This window comes from Sinorhizobium numidicum (genome assembly GCF_029892045.1).
Classification (GTDB): Bacteria; Pseudomonadota; Alphaproteobacteria; order Rhizobiales; family Rhizobiaceae; genus Sinorhizobium; species Sinorhizobium numidicum.
In genome coordinates this window covers 71,406-90,080 of sequence record NZ_CP120367.1, presented here as the reverse complement: position 1 = coordinate 90,080, position 18,675 = coordinate 71,406, and the positions used below count along the sequence as shown (strand labels likewise).

The following is an 18,675-nucleotide window of genomic DNA, read 5'->3' as shown; positions in this document are numbered from 1 at the left end:
CATAGGCTCGCCAAGTCAGCTTGCCGTGCCGAGCGTTACACCGTGCGAGATCGAAAAAGTCGGCGAAGTTTTAGAAGAAATGAGATGCCAGTCCATGCGGCACCGAAGCACCACGCTATCGCGAATGCGATCTCGAACATCAGATCGGCGAGCCGGATTGCTCCTTTGCCAAACAGCCGTATGACGCCGTCCGTCCGATCTCCCAATCCCTTCGCAAGAGACTTGAAACGGTCGAGTTCGGCAGGACTGTCGGCCCGTTCGATGACTTTGAACACCGAACTGATACCCGCATGATGTCGGATGCTGGCTATGCTCGAGGATGCGACCCGCATGTCATCAAGGGCCCGCGGCTTCAGCACGCCGTCGAACTGCCCGCGGATAGTAGAGGCGTCGATCGGCAAGGCTTCCTTCACAGCCCCGTCGAGCTTCGCGAAATCGAGTTTCCTGACGTCGTCGATTGTGAGATCCGAAATCGCGATCATCAGACGCGGCAGTCCGGAGAAGGAGACTTTCGTCGCGCTCGCGCGCGGCCGGCCGGCGACCAATGGCGCATTGCAGCATGCCGAAGTCCGACCGCCCCTTCCTCGTCAAGCACCACGGCCTCGCCGTCGAGGATAGCCGTCTTCGCTCCAAGTTGGCATGCCTCGGCCACAATCGCCGGAAAGCGATCGGTCCAGTCATAGCCGTTGCGCGTAATGATCCGCACCCTGCCCGGCTCGACGTGAACGGCGAGCCTGTAACCATCCCATTTCTCCTCGAAGGCCCAACCCGCCCTCTTTGGCGGCTTGCCTACGAGCATCGACAGAACGGCTCGACGCGTGCCGGCACTGGGTCCAGCGGAGCGATCTCGGGAGGCTTTCTCGAAGATGCTTTGGCCATGCGCCATTAACGCGCGGATCCGCGAAAAGGCAGCATTGACGCTCTCACCAACAGCAAAGGGGGAATTTCCTCTACGCTGCAGCGTTCGAAGATATCCTTTCTCAGGAGCGAGGAAGTTTTGCAGTGCCCGCCGATCGACGGGCACTTTTTTGGTTGATACACACCGGACCAGACGCCGCATCCGCGGCGAGGCCGTTTGGATCGATGACAACGGCATAGTGCGCGTGCGTATCGCTGGCTACCAATACCCCATCACCGTGAATCCAGACATGATAAAGCAAGTCATGAAGCATCGGCCTCCGCCACCGAGACGGAAGCCGCTTCGCGATATTCCAGATTAGCAAACAAAAGAAGGCCCTCTCCGGTTTAGGGAGGGGCCGAGTCTTATGTGTGCGGGCTGCTAATTTAGCGTCTTGTTTGTTACAGCGAGATGACAGTGGCCTTACGCAAACTCTGTCAGCGCGTCTTCCCCTCACGCAGCCCCTCTCCGCCTGTCGCTGTCCGACGGGGGCATGAAGACGACGGTCATCGACCTTGAACCGCACCGCGGGCAGCGCAAGCGACTGGCGACCATCGACAACGGGAAATCCCAGCCCCGCGTAGCGACCGGCGTCAGCATGTCCAGATCATATGTCCTATTTTCTGGCGAACGACCGATCCGCGTCCGATTGCTGTCACATCTTAGAGGCAACGCCCCCAACCATGCGTGGACGCCAACAGGGTTGTTCAAGCCCGGTCCGAGGTGGCCCAGCGGAGATCGATGGTTGTTGAACCAAACGGCCATTGGAAGACCGCGAGGTCCGCTTGCGGACAGGGTATTGCGCCACAAACCTTCGCCGCGAATTGAACAGTTGGAACGCGAGAGCCGCGACGTGTTATATTAGCTGGTTGAGCATCGTGAGACGCAAGCACGGGGCCTCACGATGGAAGGTCTCGCCCTAGGGAGGGTGGGATTGTGACCATTGCCTTGACACTCCAGGCATATCTCGATCGCAAGGGCGTCGAGTACGATCTGGTCGAGCATTGGCCGACCAGATCATCGATGTCTACCGCGCGCGCCTGCCACGTCGCAGCCCGCTTCTTAGCCAAAGGCGTCGTGCTGCGCAGACGCGACGGCTATCTTCTGGCCATTCTGCCTGCTTCCCGCCATGTGCAGCTCAGGAAACTTAAAGCGGCACTCGGCGAGGAGCTGACGCTCGCCACGGATCATGAGCTCGATCAGTTGATCCCGGATTGCACACACGGCGCTGTTCCCCCGATCGGCGAATGCTACGGGCTGGACATCATTATCGAGGATAGTGTCTGCGAACAACCGGAGGTTTATTTCGAGGGCGGCGATGACGCCACCCTGGTCCATATGAGCCAGGCACAGTTTGCGCGGCTCACGCGGGAGGCGCTTCATGGGAATTTCAGCGCTCGCAACCGGGGTCCGCGGGCACGGCGAGATGATCGAGTGATACGCAGCCGGAAGAAGGGCCGGCGGCGCAGTCGAGGTCCGGCCTCGCTTCGACGGACCAATATGAGGTAGGGAGGCGGCGATGTCTTACGTTAGCTACACCAGCCCGGATGACGTTCTGCGGACGATAAAGGACGGCGAGATCGCGATGATCGATCTTCGGTTCGTAGATCTTCCCGGCCTGTGGCAGCATTTCTCCGTGCCGCCAGGCGCCATCAGTGCGGACAGCTTCACCGATGGCATCGGCTTCGACGGCTCGTCCATTCGGGGCTTCCAGGAAATACAGGAAAGCGACATGCTCGTCGTGCCAGATCCGACCACTACGTTCCTGGAACCTTTCACGGAGGAGCCGACGCTCGTCCTGATCTGCAATATTCTCGACCCAGTCAGCGTCCAGCCCTACAGCCGGGACCCGCGCTTTATCGCACAAAAGGCCGAAACCTATCTCAAGACGACCGGTATCGGCGATACGGCCTATTTCGGCCCGGAACTCGAGCACTTCGTCTTCAACGAGGTCCATTACGATCAGGGCACCAACTACGGCTACTACGAGGTCGACGCCGTCGAGGCGAACTGGAGGGCGAGGGACGGAACCGGCCTTGGGCACAAGCTGCGCCCGAAAGAGGGCTACTTCCCTGTCCCGCCTGCCGACACCCTTCAGGATACGCGCACCAGAATGGTGACGCTCCTCGAGCGAATTGGCATTGAGGTCGAGGCGCACCACCACGAGGTCGCGACCGGCGGCCAGGGCGAGATCGATATGCGGTTTGCGACGCTGACGCGCATGGCCGACAGCGTGATGATCTACAAATACGTCGTGAAGAATGTCGCGCGCAGCCGCGGCATGACCGCAACGTTCATGCCGAAGCCTCTGTTTGGCGACAACGGCTCGGGCATGCACGTCCACCAGAGCATCTGGCAGGAAGATCGCCCGATCTTTGCAGGCGACGGCTATGCCGGCTCAAGCGAAGTGATGCGCTATTATATCGGCGGGCTCCTCAAGCACGCGCCAGCACTGCTCGCCATCTGCGCTCCCACCGTCAATTCCTACCGGCGGCTCGTGCCGGGTTTCGAGGCGCCGGTCAATCTCGGCTATTCGCGCCGCAACCGCTCTGCGGCGTGCCGGATCCCGATGTACTCGCTCAACCCCGGAAGCAAGCGGGTGGAGTTCCGCTGCCCGGATCCTTCCTGCAATCCGTATCTGGCCTTCGCCGCCATGCTCATGGCCGGCCTCGACGGCATTCGAAGCCGCATCGATCCGGGAGATCCGATTGACAAGAACCTCTACGATCTGCCGCCGATTGAACGCGCCGCAATCCCGTCGACACCGGCGTCGCTCGGCGAGGCTCTTGATGCGCTTGAGGCGGACTGCAAGTTCCTCCTTGCGGGAGACGTGTTCACGACAGACGTCATCGACACCTATGTGGAGTACAAGCGCTCGCACGAGATCACGGAGATACGCATGCGCCCGCATCCATACGAGTTTGTCCTATATTATGACGTCTAGTGGCCTTGGAAAGAGGATTTGCCTGGGCGGGATCAGAGCAGGCCCCTCTTTCGCGTTTTCCGAGCACTTACTCGGGGACAGAGGCCCGCTCGCGAGCGAAGACGAACAGCGCACTGACCCTTCGAAGTTCTTACGGGCCAAAAGTCAAAGCGCGAGCCAGTCGTCGCAACATATTCTAAGCTGGACGCGGCGGCCCGCATCACCGCTATGCTCGAATCCAGCCATGCACAGTGAATCGGGAGCGTTCGCGCGTCTCCCTTGTACGACGCTCAGCCCCAGGACTGAGCGATGGCACAGCGCTCGTGGAGGAGTGCAAATCTTACTAAGGGAGATTTCAAATGTTCAGGCATAGTATCGCGGCCGGCGGAGCGGCGGTCCGGCTTGCTTTGGCTGCGGCACTGACCACGGGAGGGGTGGCCGGTTCCGCGGAAGCGGCCAGCATGAAGCGCACTATCACCATGGTCGCGGTTGAGGCCAAGGGCGGGACGACGGTCGACAAGGAGCCGTTCCCGAGCGCCGCCCTACCGGAGGGTAAGGGCTACGGACTCGAAGCTCCCAATGCCGAGGGCCGGTGGGAGGTATCGACCTACCGCTGGGAGCCCAATTAGATTATCGTGAACCAGGGCGACGAGGTCACACTCGAGATCCTTGGTGTCAACGGCGCGGAGCATCCGAGCGAGATTGTCGGCTACGATATTAACTTCACCGTCAAGCGCGGCCAGCTCACTACCGTAAGCTTCACTGCTGATAAGGCGGGTGTGTTTGAGTTTCGGTGTGGGACTCACCGTCGATGGTGGGCGAGTTGATCGTGCTGACTGGCAGCTGAGCGGCGCGACCCCTATGACCCGAAGGCACCTGGCGCTGCCGTTGCAGTTCTCACACTTACTGGCTGAGCGTTATACGTAAAGCAGCCCTTGCCTCAGCGCTATGGCCACAGCGTCGGCGCGGTTCTGCGCATGGAGCTTGGCAAGCACTGCAGCGACGTGGAATTTCGCGGTATGCACCGAGATTTTGAGCTGGCGGGCGATCACCTTGTTCGAGGCCCCGTCAGCAAGCAGCGCAAGCGTTTCCAATTCGCGGGGGCTGAGTGACAGGTTGTGAGGCGCGTCGCTCGGCAGCACTGCCGCTTCCGTATCAGCGGTCTCGCTTGCCTCTCCAGCATCAACCGCTGACAGGCGATATCCTGCCGCGACGACCGTCGTCGCGGCAGCGATGAGCGCAGCATCCGCGGAATGCGGCAGCACAGCATGAATGTTGCCCCCCGAGGCTGCTGCACCAAGCACGATATGCGGCGTCGCTGCATCAAGAGGTTCGCCATCGGTCACGACCACATCGAAATCCTCCGGATGCTCGACATCGAAAGACGTCGCTACGGCCACATGACCGCGCTCCCCCAGAGCATGTTCCAATTCCTCCGCATGCTCCGGATCGGACAGGGCTATCATGACTGTCAGCGAGCGCTCGGCCATCGATCCTCACCTGTCGCTCAGGAGCGCGGGCGTGCGCCGATGACGATGTCGAGGTTTCGCGCCTCACCACCGCGCAATATTCCGAGTGCCACCGTTTTGCCGACACTATCGGGACCGATCTGGCGGATCAGGTCCCGCACGCCTTCCACCGTCTCGCCATTCCAGAATGTGATGATGTCGCCAAGCATCAGCCCGGCCTTCTCCGCCGGACTGCCCGCCTCGAGGCTCATCACCATTGCGCCCCGCGCCTTCTCCTGACGCACCGGGTGCAACCCTGCTCCGAGATATCCGCGCGGCATATGGCCCTTTTCGGCGAGCGTTGCCGCAACCCGGTCGACCGTTTCGGCCGGAATGACAAGAGCGCGCCGGCGGGGGGCGAACAGGACGAGTCCGATGAAGCCACCTTCGGCATCGATCGCCGCACCGCCCTCGGCGCGCGGGTCGATGCTCGCGGAAAGGCGGATGCGCCGGTCGATCAGGCCGCCACGCATGCTGCGCCAAGGGGGTCCGGCCTCGCTGACAATCCCGAAGCCGGCCAGCGTAGAAGCTTCCCCCCGGCCGACAGCGACGACAAGATTCCCTGCCTCTGTCCGCCCGGCAGGTTTCAGAGCCGGCGCGCCATCAGGCACATCCGATTTCAGCACCGCGATCCCCGTCGTTGGGTCGCGCCCGACGAATTCAGCCGCCACGGAGTCGCCGGACGGTAAAGTCAATGCGATGCCTTCCTCGGTCTCGATCGCCTCGCTCGCGGCAACGAACAATCCTTCACGCCAATGGACGGCGCTCGAAGAATTATGCCGGCTGGCATGGACGGCGGCGATCCCCGGAGCGGCGGCGGCGACAAGGCCGGCGATCTCTCGAGAGAAGTCGGCAAGGCTGGCTTTCGACATGGTCTTTCTCCTCAATCCATCTGAGGAATCTCGCCTGTTTCACCATGCCGTCCAACTGGCCTCACGGCTAGGTTTGGCGCGAACTGGCCATCCGGGCAGGTCGCACCACGCCGGCTCCAGGCGACATCATCGCACTGTCCCCGCCGCTCATCACAGAGAAAGCCCAGATCGACGACATTGTCTCGATGCTCGGCGACGCGCTTAAGCGCGCCGCCTACAGTCTCGCAGTGTAGAGCGTGGGTTGCTCAGCAGGTTCGCGCGCTGGAAGATCAACTTGGCCTTGTGTTTGGCCTCAGCAACTCAACGGCGGCTTTTGTCCCGCACGGCCGCCGTTCGTGCTAGCCAGAGCCGACGACTGCTCCCCATCTGTGGACGCCCCGTCAGACGCAAGCGGTTTTTCGGCGGGTGGCACGTTGTCGGATGCTGCCATCTGTCCGGCCTCTTCATGCAGCGCAAAGGCTGCGGGCCCGTATGGGAGTGCGCGAACCGGAACCATATCACCCTGAGCGTGCTCGCTGGCACGGTGGTGAGCCCTGGTTCTTCCGGCCCCGTCTCGCCGACTGCTGTGCCATACCCTCCTTCGACCGACCACGTCTCCGACGGCCCCTGGCCGGCCCGGCTTACGCCGTGACCGCGGCCAGAGCTCGGTAACTCTCCTGATTGATGAGCAGCGCCCATACGATCCGTGCCATCTTGTTGGCGAGCGCGACCGCCACCAGCATGCGCGGTTTGCGCGCCAGCATCTGTTCCAGCCATGAGCCCTTCGGTGCGCCGCGCCTTGCTGCCTGTTTTATGACCGCCATGCTGCCGATGATGAGCAGCCGCAGGGTGGCAGTTTCTGGAACATCTCGGCAAGCGCCAGCCGTTTGATTTTCCGGCGGAAGGCGATCTTCCCGTTGGGATCGAAACCGACGACGTGAAAGACCTCCTTGCCAATGTCGATCCCGATCGTCGCCAGGGCTTGCGCTGTGTTCTCAGTATGGATTTTCATGGCTGCTTCTCCTTCTCTTCGCGGGCAACAGTCTTTGCAGACTAACCCGCCGGGGAAGCAGCCGGTCCATCCCATTAGCGGTCGCTGACGAAAGGAAGTGGGAAAGTCCGCTTTGGCCGTGGACCTCGCACGTCAGGACGCTGAGGTCCAGATCAGGTAGATGGGAGCCGTTCGAAATGCTCGGACAACGCCCGCCGAGGGGCAGGCGACAACACCTGCCCCTCCTCGAAACCGCAGGCGTGGAGGGTATGCGGTTCGTTTGGTCGGGAAGGGTAATTATTCTCAGTGGACGACGGAGCCGCGATCGATCGCTTCACGCTTCTGCGCCGGCTCCTGAAACAACTCCGCTTTGAGCCGAGCTACTTTTTGGCCTATTCCGCGGAATTGGCCTTGGTCACGAGTTCGAACGGAACCCAGGTGACCGGCTCTACCTTTTCCTTTTCAGAAGCTTGGCCATCACGTCGATCGCCTGGATACCTTGCTGCGTCGAGTTATGGAAAACCGTGATGTCGACATTGCCTTGCGCCATCTGGTGAAGCGCCTCAGATGAGTCCTAAACCAGTGTTGTGGCGCTGCTTGGGTCGGCGGCCGGCTTTTCGATCTTCCGGCGCTTCTTGTTGACAACAATGGGGCCGCCCGCCGGGCTTTCATCCGCCGCCACGATAACACGAGTTTGAACTCGCCTTCAAAGCGAAAGGGCCGAGCCCGGCGAGCGGGCTCGGGGGAGCTAGGATGGCTTTGCCCTAGCCCGCCGGACCAGGAGCTTCAGGCCGATCAAAGCCGGCGCGCTGATCAGCGGTTAATTTACCGAGAGCGTTATCGCGAAGGAGCCGGTGTTGTCGCCAAAGTCACCCGCAACATCGTTATAGAAGAATGCGATTTCGCCGTCCTCGGGCACCGGCCAATCGGATTTTCCCGTGCCGACGACCCTATAAGGACCATTGCCGATCTTGATCAGAACTGCGCCGGGATTCGCACTGGGCAGAAGCACGCGCGAGTCTTTATGTTGAGTATCCCCATCAGGACCGGTTGCCGGGTATTGGGGAGCCCATTGGCCTGACCCTGCGACAGTGACCGAAATTTTGTCTGTTCTCGTATTTACGGTGACGCCTGTTTGCACGCCCTTTTCCGCCGTCGCCTGCAGCGTGCCGCTCCACTTGAGTTGTCGTAAGACCGCGATGTCGAACGAGCCCGAATTGTTGCCAAACTCACCCGGCACATCGTTGTAGAAGAATGTGAGGCCGCCGTCGTATCGTATCGTCCAATCGGACAGTCCCTTGCCGACGGGGCTCATAGGGCCGCCGCCAGCCTGCCCGCCGCCAATCCGCATCAGAACTGCGCCGATATTCGTTCCGGGCAGAAGTGCGTTTGGGTCCTTGTTGTTGGGATCTCCCTCAGGACCTACCGCCGGGGCGGCCGGCCCGTTTTTTGCCGACCCTTTGACGGTGATCGTGATCTTGGGGTCCCTCGTGTTAAGAGTGAGGCCGGTGTTCACACCCTTTTCCGCCGTCGCCTCGAGTGTGCCGGTCCACAGGACCGACTTTTCTTGCTCAGCCATTGGTTGTTCCTTCCGAAGATTGGATGACGAATTTGGCACTTCGCTCTCGACGTCCTGAGATCCGCACCAACTGCTAAAAGCTAAACAAAGCGCGAGGGATTGGTAACCGTAGTTTCTTACAGGTCTCGTACTTAAAGTTGAGATTGCAACCGGCGGCTGGTTAACATGTTTGTGAAACCCCTAAATTCTTAGGGTCCTTGCGGTGCCCCTGGGCAATCCCGGAGAAGCATCGGTGCGGTTCGTTCGCAACGTGATTTCCTGAGGTGTACATGATGCGCTCAGAGCGCCACTGGGAGGCGGCTGCTGAGGTCATCGAATTGCCGGCCATGAATCTGGCCGCCAAGCCGCCCATTGTTGAGGCGAGCGGCGAGCAAGACCAACCGGCAAAACGGAGCCGGAAAGTTAAGGGGCAGCCGGCCGACGCCGCGAAGCAGGCGAAAGCGAGCAAATGGACGATTGCCCGGGAAATGCTCTTGCGTGAGGGCGGCGTGAGCAAGGAGGAGCTTTTCGCGGCGCTGAAATGGCGCAGCATGAGCCTACCGCTCTTGAAAGAGAAGACCCGCCTTGAGGTTATCGAGAAAACCGAAGCCGACTGGAAAGCCAAAGCCTAAGAATCATGCGGCGCTCTTTTCGATAACCGGAAAGGGCGCTTTCCCGCGCGGAGCGGAGGCTACCGAATTTCGGTTCGCGACCCAAGCGCTCGCCGATAACTCCCGAATTGCCGATGCTGGCCCCATGCGGACCTCGAACCTCAGAACGCCAAGGTCCGAATCGGGTGGAGAGCGGAAGTCTAGCGCCAACGCGCTGGATGGCTAGTTTGCGCCCCAAGTCGGACACTGACTAGAGCACGGTGCTATCCCAGAAGCGGACATGCATACATGCCGCCGAGCTGCAGGTTTGCACCATTTCCAGACCTTACCTCGGAGCTGCGGATCGACGCGTTTCGACCCAACCCTGACGTTCCCAATTCCTGGAAGAAGGTCTGGCGAGCCGGGAAAGCAGACCTACTCTCCGGCCAGCGCAATGAGGTACCCCGTCGGGATCGATTACGTGCAGGCGCCCGCATGCTCAGCTCTTTGGTGGAATGCGACGCCAGACGATGTTCGCAGGCCTTATGTCCTGGTGGCGAGGCCGGCCGCGCTGCACGCCACGGTTTCGCGGGTCGATCCACAGCATTGCGCATTCATTCACATCTCGACGCAGGCCGAGCTTGCGCGTTTTCGCACAGAGCAAGCTTTCTGTGCCGACAATGAGGCGGAGCGGCATGCCTGGCTCGGTCGTCGACCCTACAATGACCTTGCTGGTTCACATTGAAAACTAAGAACGACCGTGCTTCTCATTTGGAGTATAATTGCAAGCGGAGCTGGCCTGGGAGAAGGCGCGTGGATATCGCGGCATGGCTAACGAGCTTAGGGCTGAGCCAGTACGCGCCGGCCTTCCGCGACAATGACATCGACCTCGCGGTCCTTTCGAGCCTGACTGCCGAGGACCTGATTGCGATCGGGGTCACTCCCGTCGGACACCGTCGCAAGCTACTCAATGCCATTGCCGCACTCGCCATGAAGCCAGAGGAGCTTCCGTCCGCCGACCAACGGGCAGAGTTGGATGCAACCCCGGCCGAGGGGCGCGTGTCGGCTTCGCCCAGCGCCGAGCCACCGTCGCCGCGTGCTGAGCGGCGGCAGCTGACCATCATGTTCGTTGATCTCGTCAGCTCGACTGAGCTGTCGCAGCGGCTCGACCCAGAGGACATGCGCGAGGTCATCTTCGGCTATCAGAGGGCGGTGTCGCGCGAGATCGCGCGCTACGAAGGCAGGGTCGCCAAGCTGATGGGCGACGGCGTGCTCGCGTATTTCGGCTGGCCGCGTGCGCACGAGGACGACCCGGAGCGAGCTGTTCGCGCCGGGCTCGCCGCGGCTTCCGCCACGGCTGGCCTGACTGCGGCCGACGGCAAGGCACTTTCAGCGCGCGTCGGAATAGCTACAGGGTTGGTAGTCGTCGGCGACCTGATCGGCGAAGGCACTGCACAAGAGGAGGCGGTCTTAGGAGACACGCCCAACCTTGCGGCGCGGCTGCAGGCGCTCGCTGAGCCAGGCTCGGTGGTGGTCGCCGAGGCCACGCAGCGGCTGGTCGACGGCTTGTTCGTGGCAGCCGATTTGGGAAACCGCCAACTCAAGGGGTTCGCCACCTCAGTGCGCTCCTGGCGTATAATCGGCGAGGCGGCCGCCGAGAGCCGTTTCGCAGCGCGGCACAGTGTGCTTATGCCGCTGGTCGGGCGGGAAGAAGAATTGGCCTTCCTGCTCGAGCTCTGGCATCGCGCAACGTCGGGAGAGGGACAGGCCGTGCTGCTCTCCGGCGAGGCGGGAATCGGCAAGTCGCGTCTGATGGTAGCACTTGCAGAGCAGCTCGGCGCCGAGCCGCATGCCGAGCTGCGCTATTTCTGCTCGCCCTATCACGTCAATAGCGCGCTCCATCCTCTCATCGCGCAGCTCGAAAGGGCTGCGGGATTTGTCAGCGATGACAGCGCAGACAGAAGGCTTGACAAGCTCAAGACGCTACTCGGCAGGGTCGGTACGAACGTCGAGGAGACGCTGCCGCTGCTGGCGGCGCTGCTATCGATCGATGCGCCAGGGCGGTATTTGCCGTTGAAACTGCCGGCACCAACAATGAGGGCACGCACCCTCGCTGCGTTGGTGCGGCTAGTCGAGACTGCGGCAGTGAGCAGTCCGGTCCTTGTACTCATCGAGGATGCCCACTGGATCGATCCGACGACGGCAGAGTGGCTGGGAATGTTGATAGAGCACCTCGCAGAATTGCCGGCTCTGCTTGTTGTCACGACGCGGCCGGAGTTTGACCCGCGCTTGGAGGCTCTTTCGCACGGCACCGTGCTGCCGCTCAGACGGTTGGAAGAGGACCAGAGCGCGGCGATCGTTGAGCGAGTGGCGGGTGGGAAGAAGCTCCCGTCGGAGATTGCGGACCGAATCTTGGCCAATACCGAAGGCGTGCCGCTGTTTGTCGAGGAACTGACGAGGACAGTCGTCGATTCCGGCCTGCTGGTCGAGGCCGGCGACCGGTATTTGTTGAATGGGCCGCTGCCTTCTCTTGCGATCCCCTCGACGCTGCAAGATTCGTTGATGGCGCGGCTCGACCGGCTGGCGCCGGTGAAGGAGACGGCTCAGATCAGCGCCTGCATCGGCCGCGTCTTCAACCATCGGCTCCTAGTCGCCATTAGCGATGTAAGCCAAGGTCAGCTCAACGACGCGCTGCAGCAGCTTGAACAGGCTGAGCTCGTGTTTCGCAACGGCGCAGCACCGGAGGCGACCTATACGTTCAAGCACGCGCTGGTGTGCGACACCGCCTACCACAGCCTGCTGAAGAGCCGGCGCCAGCACATACACGGTAGGATCGCAGCGGCCCTAGAAGCCGAGTTCGCCGATATCGCCGAGACCGAGCCGGAGACCGTGGCGCAGCACTACACACTCGCAGGCCGGGCTTCGCAGGCCGTGCCGTGGTGGTTAAAGTCCGGGCAACGGGCGCTGAGGAGTTCCTCCCACCACGAGGCCGCGGCCCATTTCGCAAAGGGGCTCGAGCTGGTTGCTTCCCTGCCTGCTTCCGAGGACCGTTTGAGGCAGCAGCTTTCACTGCAGACCGCCATGGGCTCGGCCCTGATCCCCGCCAAAGGTTGGGGCGATCCGGAGGTTCTGAACGCGTTTTCGCGTGCACGAACGCTTGCTGAGAGACTTGGAGATAAGGCTCAGCTGTTCGCCGCCCTCCGAGGCGAAAGCTCGTGCCGTACCATTTCGGGTGATCTGCGAGCTGCCGAAACACTAGCCCTTCAATGCCACGCGCTTGGGATGGAGCTCGCTCGGGTTACCGGTGAATCGGCCTACCTGTTGGAGGCGCACCACCAGCTCTGGGGCGCCAACTTCTATCTGGGCAACTACAGAACCAGCGAGATACATGCCAACCAAGGCATGGCCATTTACGACTACGATCGGCATCGCCACCTCGCTTGGGGCTACACCGGGCATGACCCCGGCGTGTGCTGCCGGGCTTTCTCGGCACAGATGTTGTGCATATGCGGCCGGCCCGACCAGGCGGTCAGTCGCTCGCTGGAGACGATGGCACTGGCCGAACGGGATGCGCATCCCTTCACCATGGCGCAGGCCCTGTTGAGCTTCAGCTTTGTCCATCTGATGCGTCGTGAATTCGCTGAAGCTCGGCGTTGGGCGGAAAAGGGCGTCTCGCTGTGCACGGATCTCGTTATTCCCTTGGTGCTCGGCCAGGCGCGTGCCTATCTCGGCTGGGCGATTGCGGGCCTCGGCCATGTCGACGACGGCATCCGGGAGATGCGCGAGGGGATTGCGATCATCTCGGGAACCGGCGCCGACATGGGGACCGCGTGTTACCTGTGCGCCCTGGCACAAGCCTGCGGCGCGCAGGGCGAAGCCGAGGAAGGGCTGGCGGTACTCGACCGCGCGTTCGCCACGCTTGGCAAGACGGACTCTGTCTACCAATTGCCGGAACTGCTGCGCGCCAAAGCTGAGCTTTTGCTCTTGCTCGATCCAGCCGATGAGGCGGCGGAGGGTTGGTTGCATAAATCACTGATCGCGGCGCGCGAGCAGAGTGCGCGGTCATCGGAGCTGAGGGCGGCGCTCCGGCTCGCAGGGCTGCTTGTCCAACACGGTCGCTCCACCGAGGCAAAGGAGCTTCTTGCGCCAGTTCATGCGGGGTTCCGCGAGGGTTTCGATACGCCCGATCTGGTTGAGGCAAAGAGCTTACTGCAGAAGCTTTCAAATCCTGCGCCGACGCCGCGATAGGAGGCAACGAACTTTGGGAGGAACACGATGTTCAGGCAAACGTGCATTGTTCTGCTCGCCGGCGTTGCACTCATGCTTTCAGGCAAACCGGCTTCTGCCACCGAGCTCACGATTTTGTGGGCGGAATGGGATCCCGCAAATTATTTGCAAGAACTCGTCAACGAGTATGAGAGGCGCACGGGCGTCAAGGTGAACGTTGAAACGACGACCTGGCCGGACTTCCAGACCAAGGCTTTCGCCGAATTCAACGCCGAGGGCGATGCCTACGACATGGTCATCGGAGACTCGCAGTGGCTCGGCGCCGGCTCGACCGGCGGCCACTATGTCGAGCTCACCGAATTTGTCGCGAAGCACGATGTTGCCAAGCTGATGGCCCCGGCCGCTGTGAAATTCTACGCCGAGTATCCGGGCAACAGCGGCAGGTACTGGGCGATTCCGCTCCAGGGTGATGCCGTCGGCTGGGCCTATCGCAAAGACTGGTTCGAGGACCCGACGGAAATGGCCGACTTCAAAGAGAAGTACGGCCGCGACCTCGCGGTGCCGAAGACTTTTAAGGAGATGCGGGACATCGCCGAGTTCTTCCATCGGCCTGACCACAAAAGATACGGCATCGCGATCTACACCGACAACTCCTATGATGCTTTGGCGAGCGGCTTCCGAAGCGTGCTCTTCTCATATGGCGGCGAGCTTGGCGACTATGAGACCTACAAGGTCGACGGCTTCATCAATTCCGACAAAGCCGTCGCCGCGCTCGAATTCTACAGGGAGCTGTACAAGTTCACGCCTCCGGGCTGGGCCAATTCCATGTTCCCGGAGGAGAACCAAGCAATCACCGAGGGCTTGGCCGCGATGAGCATGAACTATTTCGCGTTCTTCCCCGCGTTGATCAACGAGGCCGCCAACCCCAATGCCAAGGGTACCGGCTTCTTCGCCAACCCGGCCGGACCGAACGGCGACCAGTTCGCCGCGCTCGGCGGGCAAGGCATCTCGATAATCTCCTACTCGCAGAAGCAGGACGAGGCCTTCAAGTTCCTCGAGTGGCTCATCAAGGACGACACGCAGAAGAAGTGGGCAGAACTCGGCGGCTATTCCTGCAGCGCGACCGTGCTGCGATCGGATGCCTTTCAGCACGCCACGCCGTATAACAGGGCGTTCTACGAGACCATGTTCAAGGTGAAGGATTTCTGGGCGGTTCCGGAGTACGCCGAACTGCTGCAACAGTTTAACCAGCGCGTGTATCCGTACGTGACCGGCGACGAGGGCACGGCCAGGGAGACGCTTGACGCCCTTGCCGCGGACTGGAACGCGACCTTCAGGAAGTACGGGCGCCAATAATCGGTGTGCCTATGGAAGGGACGCATCGCGTTTCACACCGAAACATCGTGAAGGCGATGTCGAACGACAGGTTTGGCGAAGCAGAGCGGACCTTGCGAGGCGGCCGCATAACTTCGGCTTCGTCCGCGAACCGGCCATCGGAGAGTTGGCGAATAAGGTCTCCTCTCCACCCTGAGGAGACCTTGCTCTCCTCAAGGTTAAATGACCGCTTCGCGCCGATATTGTTGAAAAACTTGGCATTGCCGATGCTTGGGACGCGTGATTCAATCCTCTGAGTGATTTGCAGGGGATCAGGCGAATGATGGGATGTCAGGCGGTTCCGGCGCAGCTCTTCTACGACTTCTGCCTCGATGAACATGTCCCTGCGGATCATCTGCTGCGCGGGATCGATCGTCACCTCGATCTCGATAGCGTTCGAGCACAGTTGAAGCCTTTCTATAGCAACACTGGTCGGCCCTCAGTTGATCCTGAGCTGATGATGCGAATGCTGATCATCGGCTACAGCATGGGTATCCGGTCGGAACGGCGACTTTGCGAGGAGGTCCATCTCAATCTCGCATATCGGTGGTTTTGCCGCCTTGGCCTGGACGGAAAGGTACCGGATCATTCCAGCTTTTCGAAGAACCGTCATGGCCGGTTCCGGCAAAGTGATATCCTCCGGCACATGTTTGAGACTGTGGTGGAACGGTGCCTTGCCCAAGGGCTGGTGGGAGCAGAAGGCTTTGCGGTTGATGCCAGCCTGATCGCGGCGGACGCCAACAAGCAGCGTTCGGTGCCCGGCACTGAATGGAAAGCCGAAGACGATGCTGGCCGCTCGGTTCAGGAGTATTTGGCGGTTCTGGATGACGCTGCTTTTGGCGCTGCCTCGCCGGTGACGCCGAAGTTCATTTCGCAATCCGACCCGGCAGCTCAGTGGACAGGTGCTCATAAGGGGCATGCCTTCTTCGCCTACGCCACCAATTATCTGATCGATACTGATCACGGTATCATTCTTGATGTCGAGGCGACGCGAGCGATCCGTCAGGCGGAGGTCGGAGCATCCCGCACGATGATCGACAGAACCGAGAACCGCTTCGGCTTGACGCCAGGCTATCTGGCAGCCGACAGCGCTTACGGTTCTGCTGACAATCTTGCCTGGCTGGTGAAGGAAAAGGACATCGCGCCGCACATTCCCGTGTTTGATAAATCCAACAGGACGGACGGGACCTTCTCGCGTTCGGACTTCACCTGGGATGGCGAGGGAGATCGCTACATCTGCCCGGCGGGCAAGGAATTGGTTCAGTTCCGCCGCACCTACGCGACGCCCCGATCGGGCATCACCAGTGAAGGCACCCGGCTTTATCGGGCCAGCAAGAAGGACTGTGATGTGTGCGATCTGAAGCAGCGCTGCTGCCCGAATGCAGTTGCTCGCAAGGTGCCGCGTGATCTCAACGAAGATGCCCGCGATGTGGCCAGAGCAATTGCCGCCACACCCGCTTACGAGCGTTCCCGGCATCGCCGCAAGAAGGTCGAGATGCTCTTCGCTCACCTCAAACGCATTCTCCGGATGGCGCGTTTGAGGCTGCGAGGTCCATGTGGTGCGCGAGACGAATTCCTGCTTGCAGCAACCGCCCAGAACCTCAGAAGACTGGCGAAACTCAGACCACAAAGGCCACCACACGGCGTCATTGCCGCATAAAAGCAGCCAGTAAGGATACCCTGCGCCAAAGTGCGGGGCAGATAACCGATCATCCCTACCGGAAAGATGCTGCAACAGCCCGATGAACAGTTAACTGGCCGAGTTTTTCAACGATATCCGCCCAATTCGGTCATAGAGGCCGTCGTCGCGCCGGCTAGAAAGCAGACATCGCCCCGCCGCGTCACGTCGCCTGTGCGCCATAAGCCGTCATTGCGGGCGTTTTCATGCAGGGCCCCAGGTGCCCCGTCCGCTTTTTGGCGATCAGATTATCGGTTTCGAAACCTCGCGTTGCCTTTTCCGATAGGAAATTTGGTGGTGTAATCAGTTCTGTATCTACGGTTATCTCATCGTGAGTATCAGCATTGAATATCCCGAGGGAGATTCGACGTGAGCACTTCACTAAAAATTTAATGCTTCTGATGATTGTAAGAATGCTTAACCAAGCCCCTGATGATTTGTATTACCTCTTGAGGTTCGGTGTGATTTCGACGGCGATGATTATTGAGCGTGAAGAGAGTGGATGTGGACACGTTCTTTAAAGTTATGGTGGTAATGCTATTTGCGATAGCGGCATCTATACAGCTATATCAGCAAATTCGTGAGGTTCTCTTTTACAAGAAGATGAATTGGGACTTCGATGTTGATAACGAATATTCCGGAACAACCTTCCACACCGATGGACCTCACGAGGACTACAAAGAAAGCAATAGGCACAGAGTTTTAGTAGGACGTCCTACAACATTGGCTATTTTTTGGGCAATTGTTTTCGCTTTAATCTATGGGTTCTTTATTTTAGGTGTAGAGTTTAACTAGGAAGGCACGACCGCTACCGGCTCAAACACCATTTTCATGTGGCCAGCCGCTTCCCTGGCGGCGTCGACAGGCTCGTGGCTGGCCTCGACGAGGAATTCGGCGGCTCTGGAGTTTGTCTGGGGGTGCAAGATAACCTCCGAGGTCCGCATTGGGCCGAGTAGCGTCAAAGTGTGCTATCGTCTGATTGCCTGATGGAGGCGACGCGGTGGGCGGAGTGGCGGAGACTTCGTCATGGAAACCGCCGTGTTGCGCCCCCACTGTCCATGGAACAAAGGTATCCTGGTTGGCCAGAAGCGACCGCTTCAGCCGAAGATGTCTGGTCAATCCGTGTTCGGCTGGAAATGAGCGGAGTCATCCGGGAGCTGGCGCTCTTCAACCTTGCCATCGACAGCAAGCTTCGTGCTTGCGACCTTGTAAGACTGAGGGTTGAAGACCTGTGGTCTGGTAGCTCAATCCGAGATCGTGCAACCATCATTCAGAAGAAGACGAAGCGGCCCGTACAGTTCGAGGTGACGGAACAGACGAAGGCCGCATCTGTCGACAAGGCAGTACGCTCGAATCGTCCGCCGCTGGGTTGCCTCCATCGGCCTGGAAGCCAGCGCCTACGGTACCACTCGATGAGAAGGACGAAGGCGGCACAGATTTACAAGAAAACGGGCAACCTTCGGGACGTACAGATTCTGCTCGGTCATACGAAGCTCGAAAGCACCGTCCGGTACCTTGGCGTCGAGGTGGACGACGCCCTTCGGATCGCTGAGCAGATTGAACTGTAGACACCTGACCATTGGCGAGAGCCAGTGGTCTCCCCCGCACCCAAAGCGGTTATGGCGCAGGGAGGCGAGCGGCGAAGAAATGGTAGGCTTCATGGAAGATCGGGTACCAATCTTCATCGAGCGGTAACTTCATGGGATGCCAGAAGAACGCGAACGTGTGGCCGAAATCGTCCTCCGCAGTATGCCGCCACCTGTCGGGAAGTCCCGATGAGTGCCACGCGAAAAAATGCCAGAGCGTCCGTTCCCGACCTATAGGAAAGCTGCCAAGTGGTTCCATGGCAGACCGACAGACTAAGCCACTCTCTTCGAGAAGTTCACGTTCGGCCGCAATCCGAGGCTGCTCCCCCTTCTCAATCGTCCCCTTCACAAACTGCTTGCCCGCCGAGGGGTGCTTGAAGGCAAGGACCTCCAGCCCCTGTTCAGTAGCTCTGGTGACGATAGGACAGGCTTTCTCGACGTTCGCCATCCGGTAGACAGGCTCCGAGACGGAGCCGCATTGGGCGGAACCC

The 18,675-nt window shown here is 60.3% G+C and carries 15 protein-coding genes and 3 pseudogenes; 9 read left to right on the top strand and 9 right to left on the bottom strand.

The genetic code is table 11. The features are described from left to right. Nucleotides 1–35: 35 nt before the first annotated feature. Complete coding sequence (locus PYH37_RS00430) at nt 36–482, bottom strand: hypothetical protein (protein WP_280732543.1); 447 nt, start codon at nt 480–482, stop codon at nt 36–38. Between the two features lie 37 nt (nt 483–519). Continuing rightward, nucleotides 520–879 (bottom strand): annotated as a pseudogene (locus PYH37_RS00425) (ATP-dependent DNA ligase); the annotation flags it as partial. A gap of 955 nt (nt 880–1,834) precedes the next feature. On the opposite strand from PYH37_RS00425, the gene PYH37_RS00420 reads away from it, so the two are divergent. The 3 genes from PYH37_RS00420 to PYH37_RS00410 all read left to right on the top strand — a co-directional run bounded on the left by PYH37_RS00420 (nt 1,835) and on the right by PYH37_RS00410 (nt 4,450). Beyond that, a complete protein-coding gene (locus PYH37_RS00420; protein WP_342394628.1) occupies nt 1,835–2,407 on the top strand; it encodes an aminoacyl-tRNA deacylase in 573 nt (190 codons plus the stop codon). Between the two features lie 10 nt (nt 2,408–2,417). Further along, on the top strand, nt 2,418–3,842 hold the full coding sequence (gene glnA / locus PYH37_RS00415; RefSeq protein ID WP_280731516.1) for a type I glutamate--ammonia ligase: 1,425 nt from the start codon (nt 2,418–2,420) through the stop codon (nt 3,840–3,842). Nucleotides 3,843–4,180: 338 nt separating this feature from the next. Continuing rightward, a complete protein-coding gene (locus tag PYH37_RS00410; protein WP_280731515.1) occupies nt 4,181–4,450 on the top strand; it encodes a hypothetical protein in 270 nt (89 codons plus the stop codon). A gap of 288 nt (nt 4,451–4,738) precedes the next feature. On the opposite strand, the gene PYH37_RS00405 is transcribed toward PYH37_RS00410, so the two are convergent. The 5 genes and pseudogenes from PYH37_RS00405 to PYH37_RS00385 form a co-directional block, all read right to left on the bottom strand. After that, nucleotides 4,739–5,311, bottom strand: coding sequence for a helix-turn-helix transcriptional regulator (locus PYH37_RS00405; RefSeq protein ID WP_280731514.1), 573 nt, complete (start codon nt 5,309–5,311; stop codon nt 4,739–4,741). A 17-nt stretch (nt 5,312–5,328) separates the two neighbouring features. After that, entirely contained in the window at nt 5,329–6,201 is an 873-nt protein-coding gene (locus PYH37_RS00400; protein WP_280731513.1) for a S1C family serine protease, read from the bottom strand. 620 nt (nt 6,202–6,821) lie between these two features. After that, a pseudogene (locus PYH37_RS00395) lies at nt 6,822–7,025 on the bottom strand (IS110 family transposase); the annotation flags it as partial. Next, nucleotides 6,992–7,192 carry a hypothetical protein gene (locus PYH37_RS00390; protein WP_280731512.1) on the bottom strand — a complete coding sequence of 67 codons (201 nt, stop codon included), beginning with the start codon at nt 7,190–7,192 and terminating at the stop codon, nt 6,992–6,994. The gene PYH37_RS00390 and the pseudogene PYH37_RS00395, both read right to left, overlap by 34 nt. Before the next feature lie 799 nt (nt 7,193–7,991). Then, nucleotides 7,992–8,750 carry a LecA/PA-IL family lectin gene (locus tag PYH37_RS00385; protein ID WP_280731511.1) on the bottom strand — a complete coding sequence of 253 codons (759 nt, stop codon included), beginning with the start codon at nt 8,748–8,750 and terminating at the stop codon, nt 7,992–7,994. A gap of 326 nt (nt 8,751–9,076) precedes the next feature. Here PYH37_RS00385 and PYH37_RS00380 point away from each other — a divergent pair, with 326 nt between their 5' ends. From PYH37_RS00380 to PYH37_RS00360, 5 genes are all read left to right on the top strand, one after another. Further along, complete coding sequence (locus PYH37_RS00380) at nt 9,077–9,361, top strand: hypothetical protein (protein WP_280731510.1); 285 nt, start codon at nt 9,077–9,079, stop codon at nt 9,359–9,361. 771 nt (nt 9,362–10,132) lie between these two features. Further along, on the top strand, nt 10,133–13,567 hold the full coding sequence (locus PYH37_RS00375; RefSeq protein ID WP_280731509.1) for an AAA family ATPase: 3,435 nt from the start codon (nt 10,133–10,135) through the stop codon (nt 13,565–13,567). A 27-nt stretch (nt 13,568–13,594) separates the two neighbouring features. After that, nucleotides 13,595–14,902, top strand: coding sequence for an ABC transporter substrate-binding protein (locus PYH37_RS00370; RefSeq protein ID WP_280731508.1), 1,308 nt, complete (start codon nt 13,595–13,597; stop codon nt 14,900–14,902). A gap of 298 nt (nt 14,903–15,200) precedes the next feature. After that, nucleotides 15,201–16,580 carry a transposase gene (locus PYH37_RS00365; RefSeq protein WP_280731359.1) on the top strand — a complete coding sequence of 460 codons (1,380 nt, stop codon included), beginning with the start codon at nt 15,201–15,203 and terminating at the stop codon, nt 16,578–16,580. A 522-nt stretch (nt 16,581–17,102) separates the two neighbouring features. Then, entirely contained in the window at nt 17,103–17,393 is a 291-nt protein-coding gene (locus tag PYH37_RS00360; protein WP_280731507.1) for a hypothetical protein, read from the top strand. Here the strand turns inward: PYH37_RS00360 and PYH37_RS00355 are convergent. After that, the gene (locus tag PYH37_RS00355; RefSeq protein ID WP_280731506.1) at nt 17,390–17,521 is read right to left on the bottom strand and encodes a hypothetical protein; all 132 of its coding nucleotides are present in this window, start codon (nt 17,519–17,521) and stop codon (nt 17,390–17,392) included. The two genes, PYH37_RS00360 and PYH37_RS00355, sit on opposite strands and share 4 nt — an antisense overlap. Nucleotides 17,522–17,624: 103 nt before the next feature. Here PYH37_RS00355 and PYH37_RS00350 point away from each other — a divergent pair. Continuing rightward, a pseudogene (locus PYH37_RS00350) lies at nt 17,625–18,166 on the top strand (tyrosine-type recombinase/integrase). Between the two features lie 49 nt (nt 18,167–18,215). On the opposite strand, the gene PYH37_RS00345 reads toward PYH37_RS00350, so the two are convergent. Next, on the bottom strand, nt 18,216–18,632 hold the full coding sequence (locus tag PYH37_RS00345) for an NUDIX domain-containing protein (RefSeq protein WP_280731505.1): 417 nt from the start codon (nt 18,630–18,632) through the stop codon (nt 18,216–18,218). Nucleotides 18,633–18,675 lie beyond the last annotated feature (43 nt).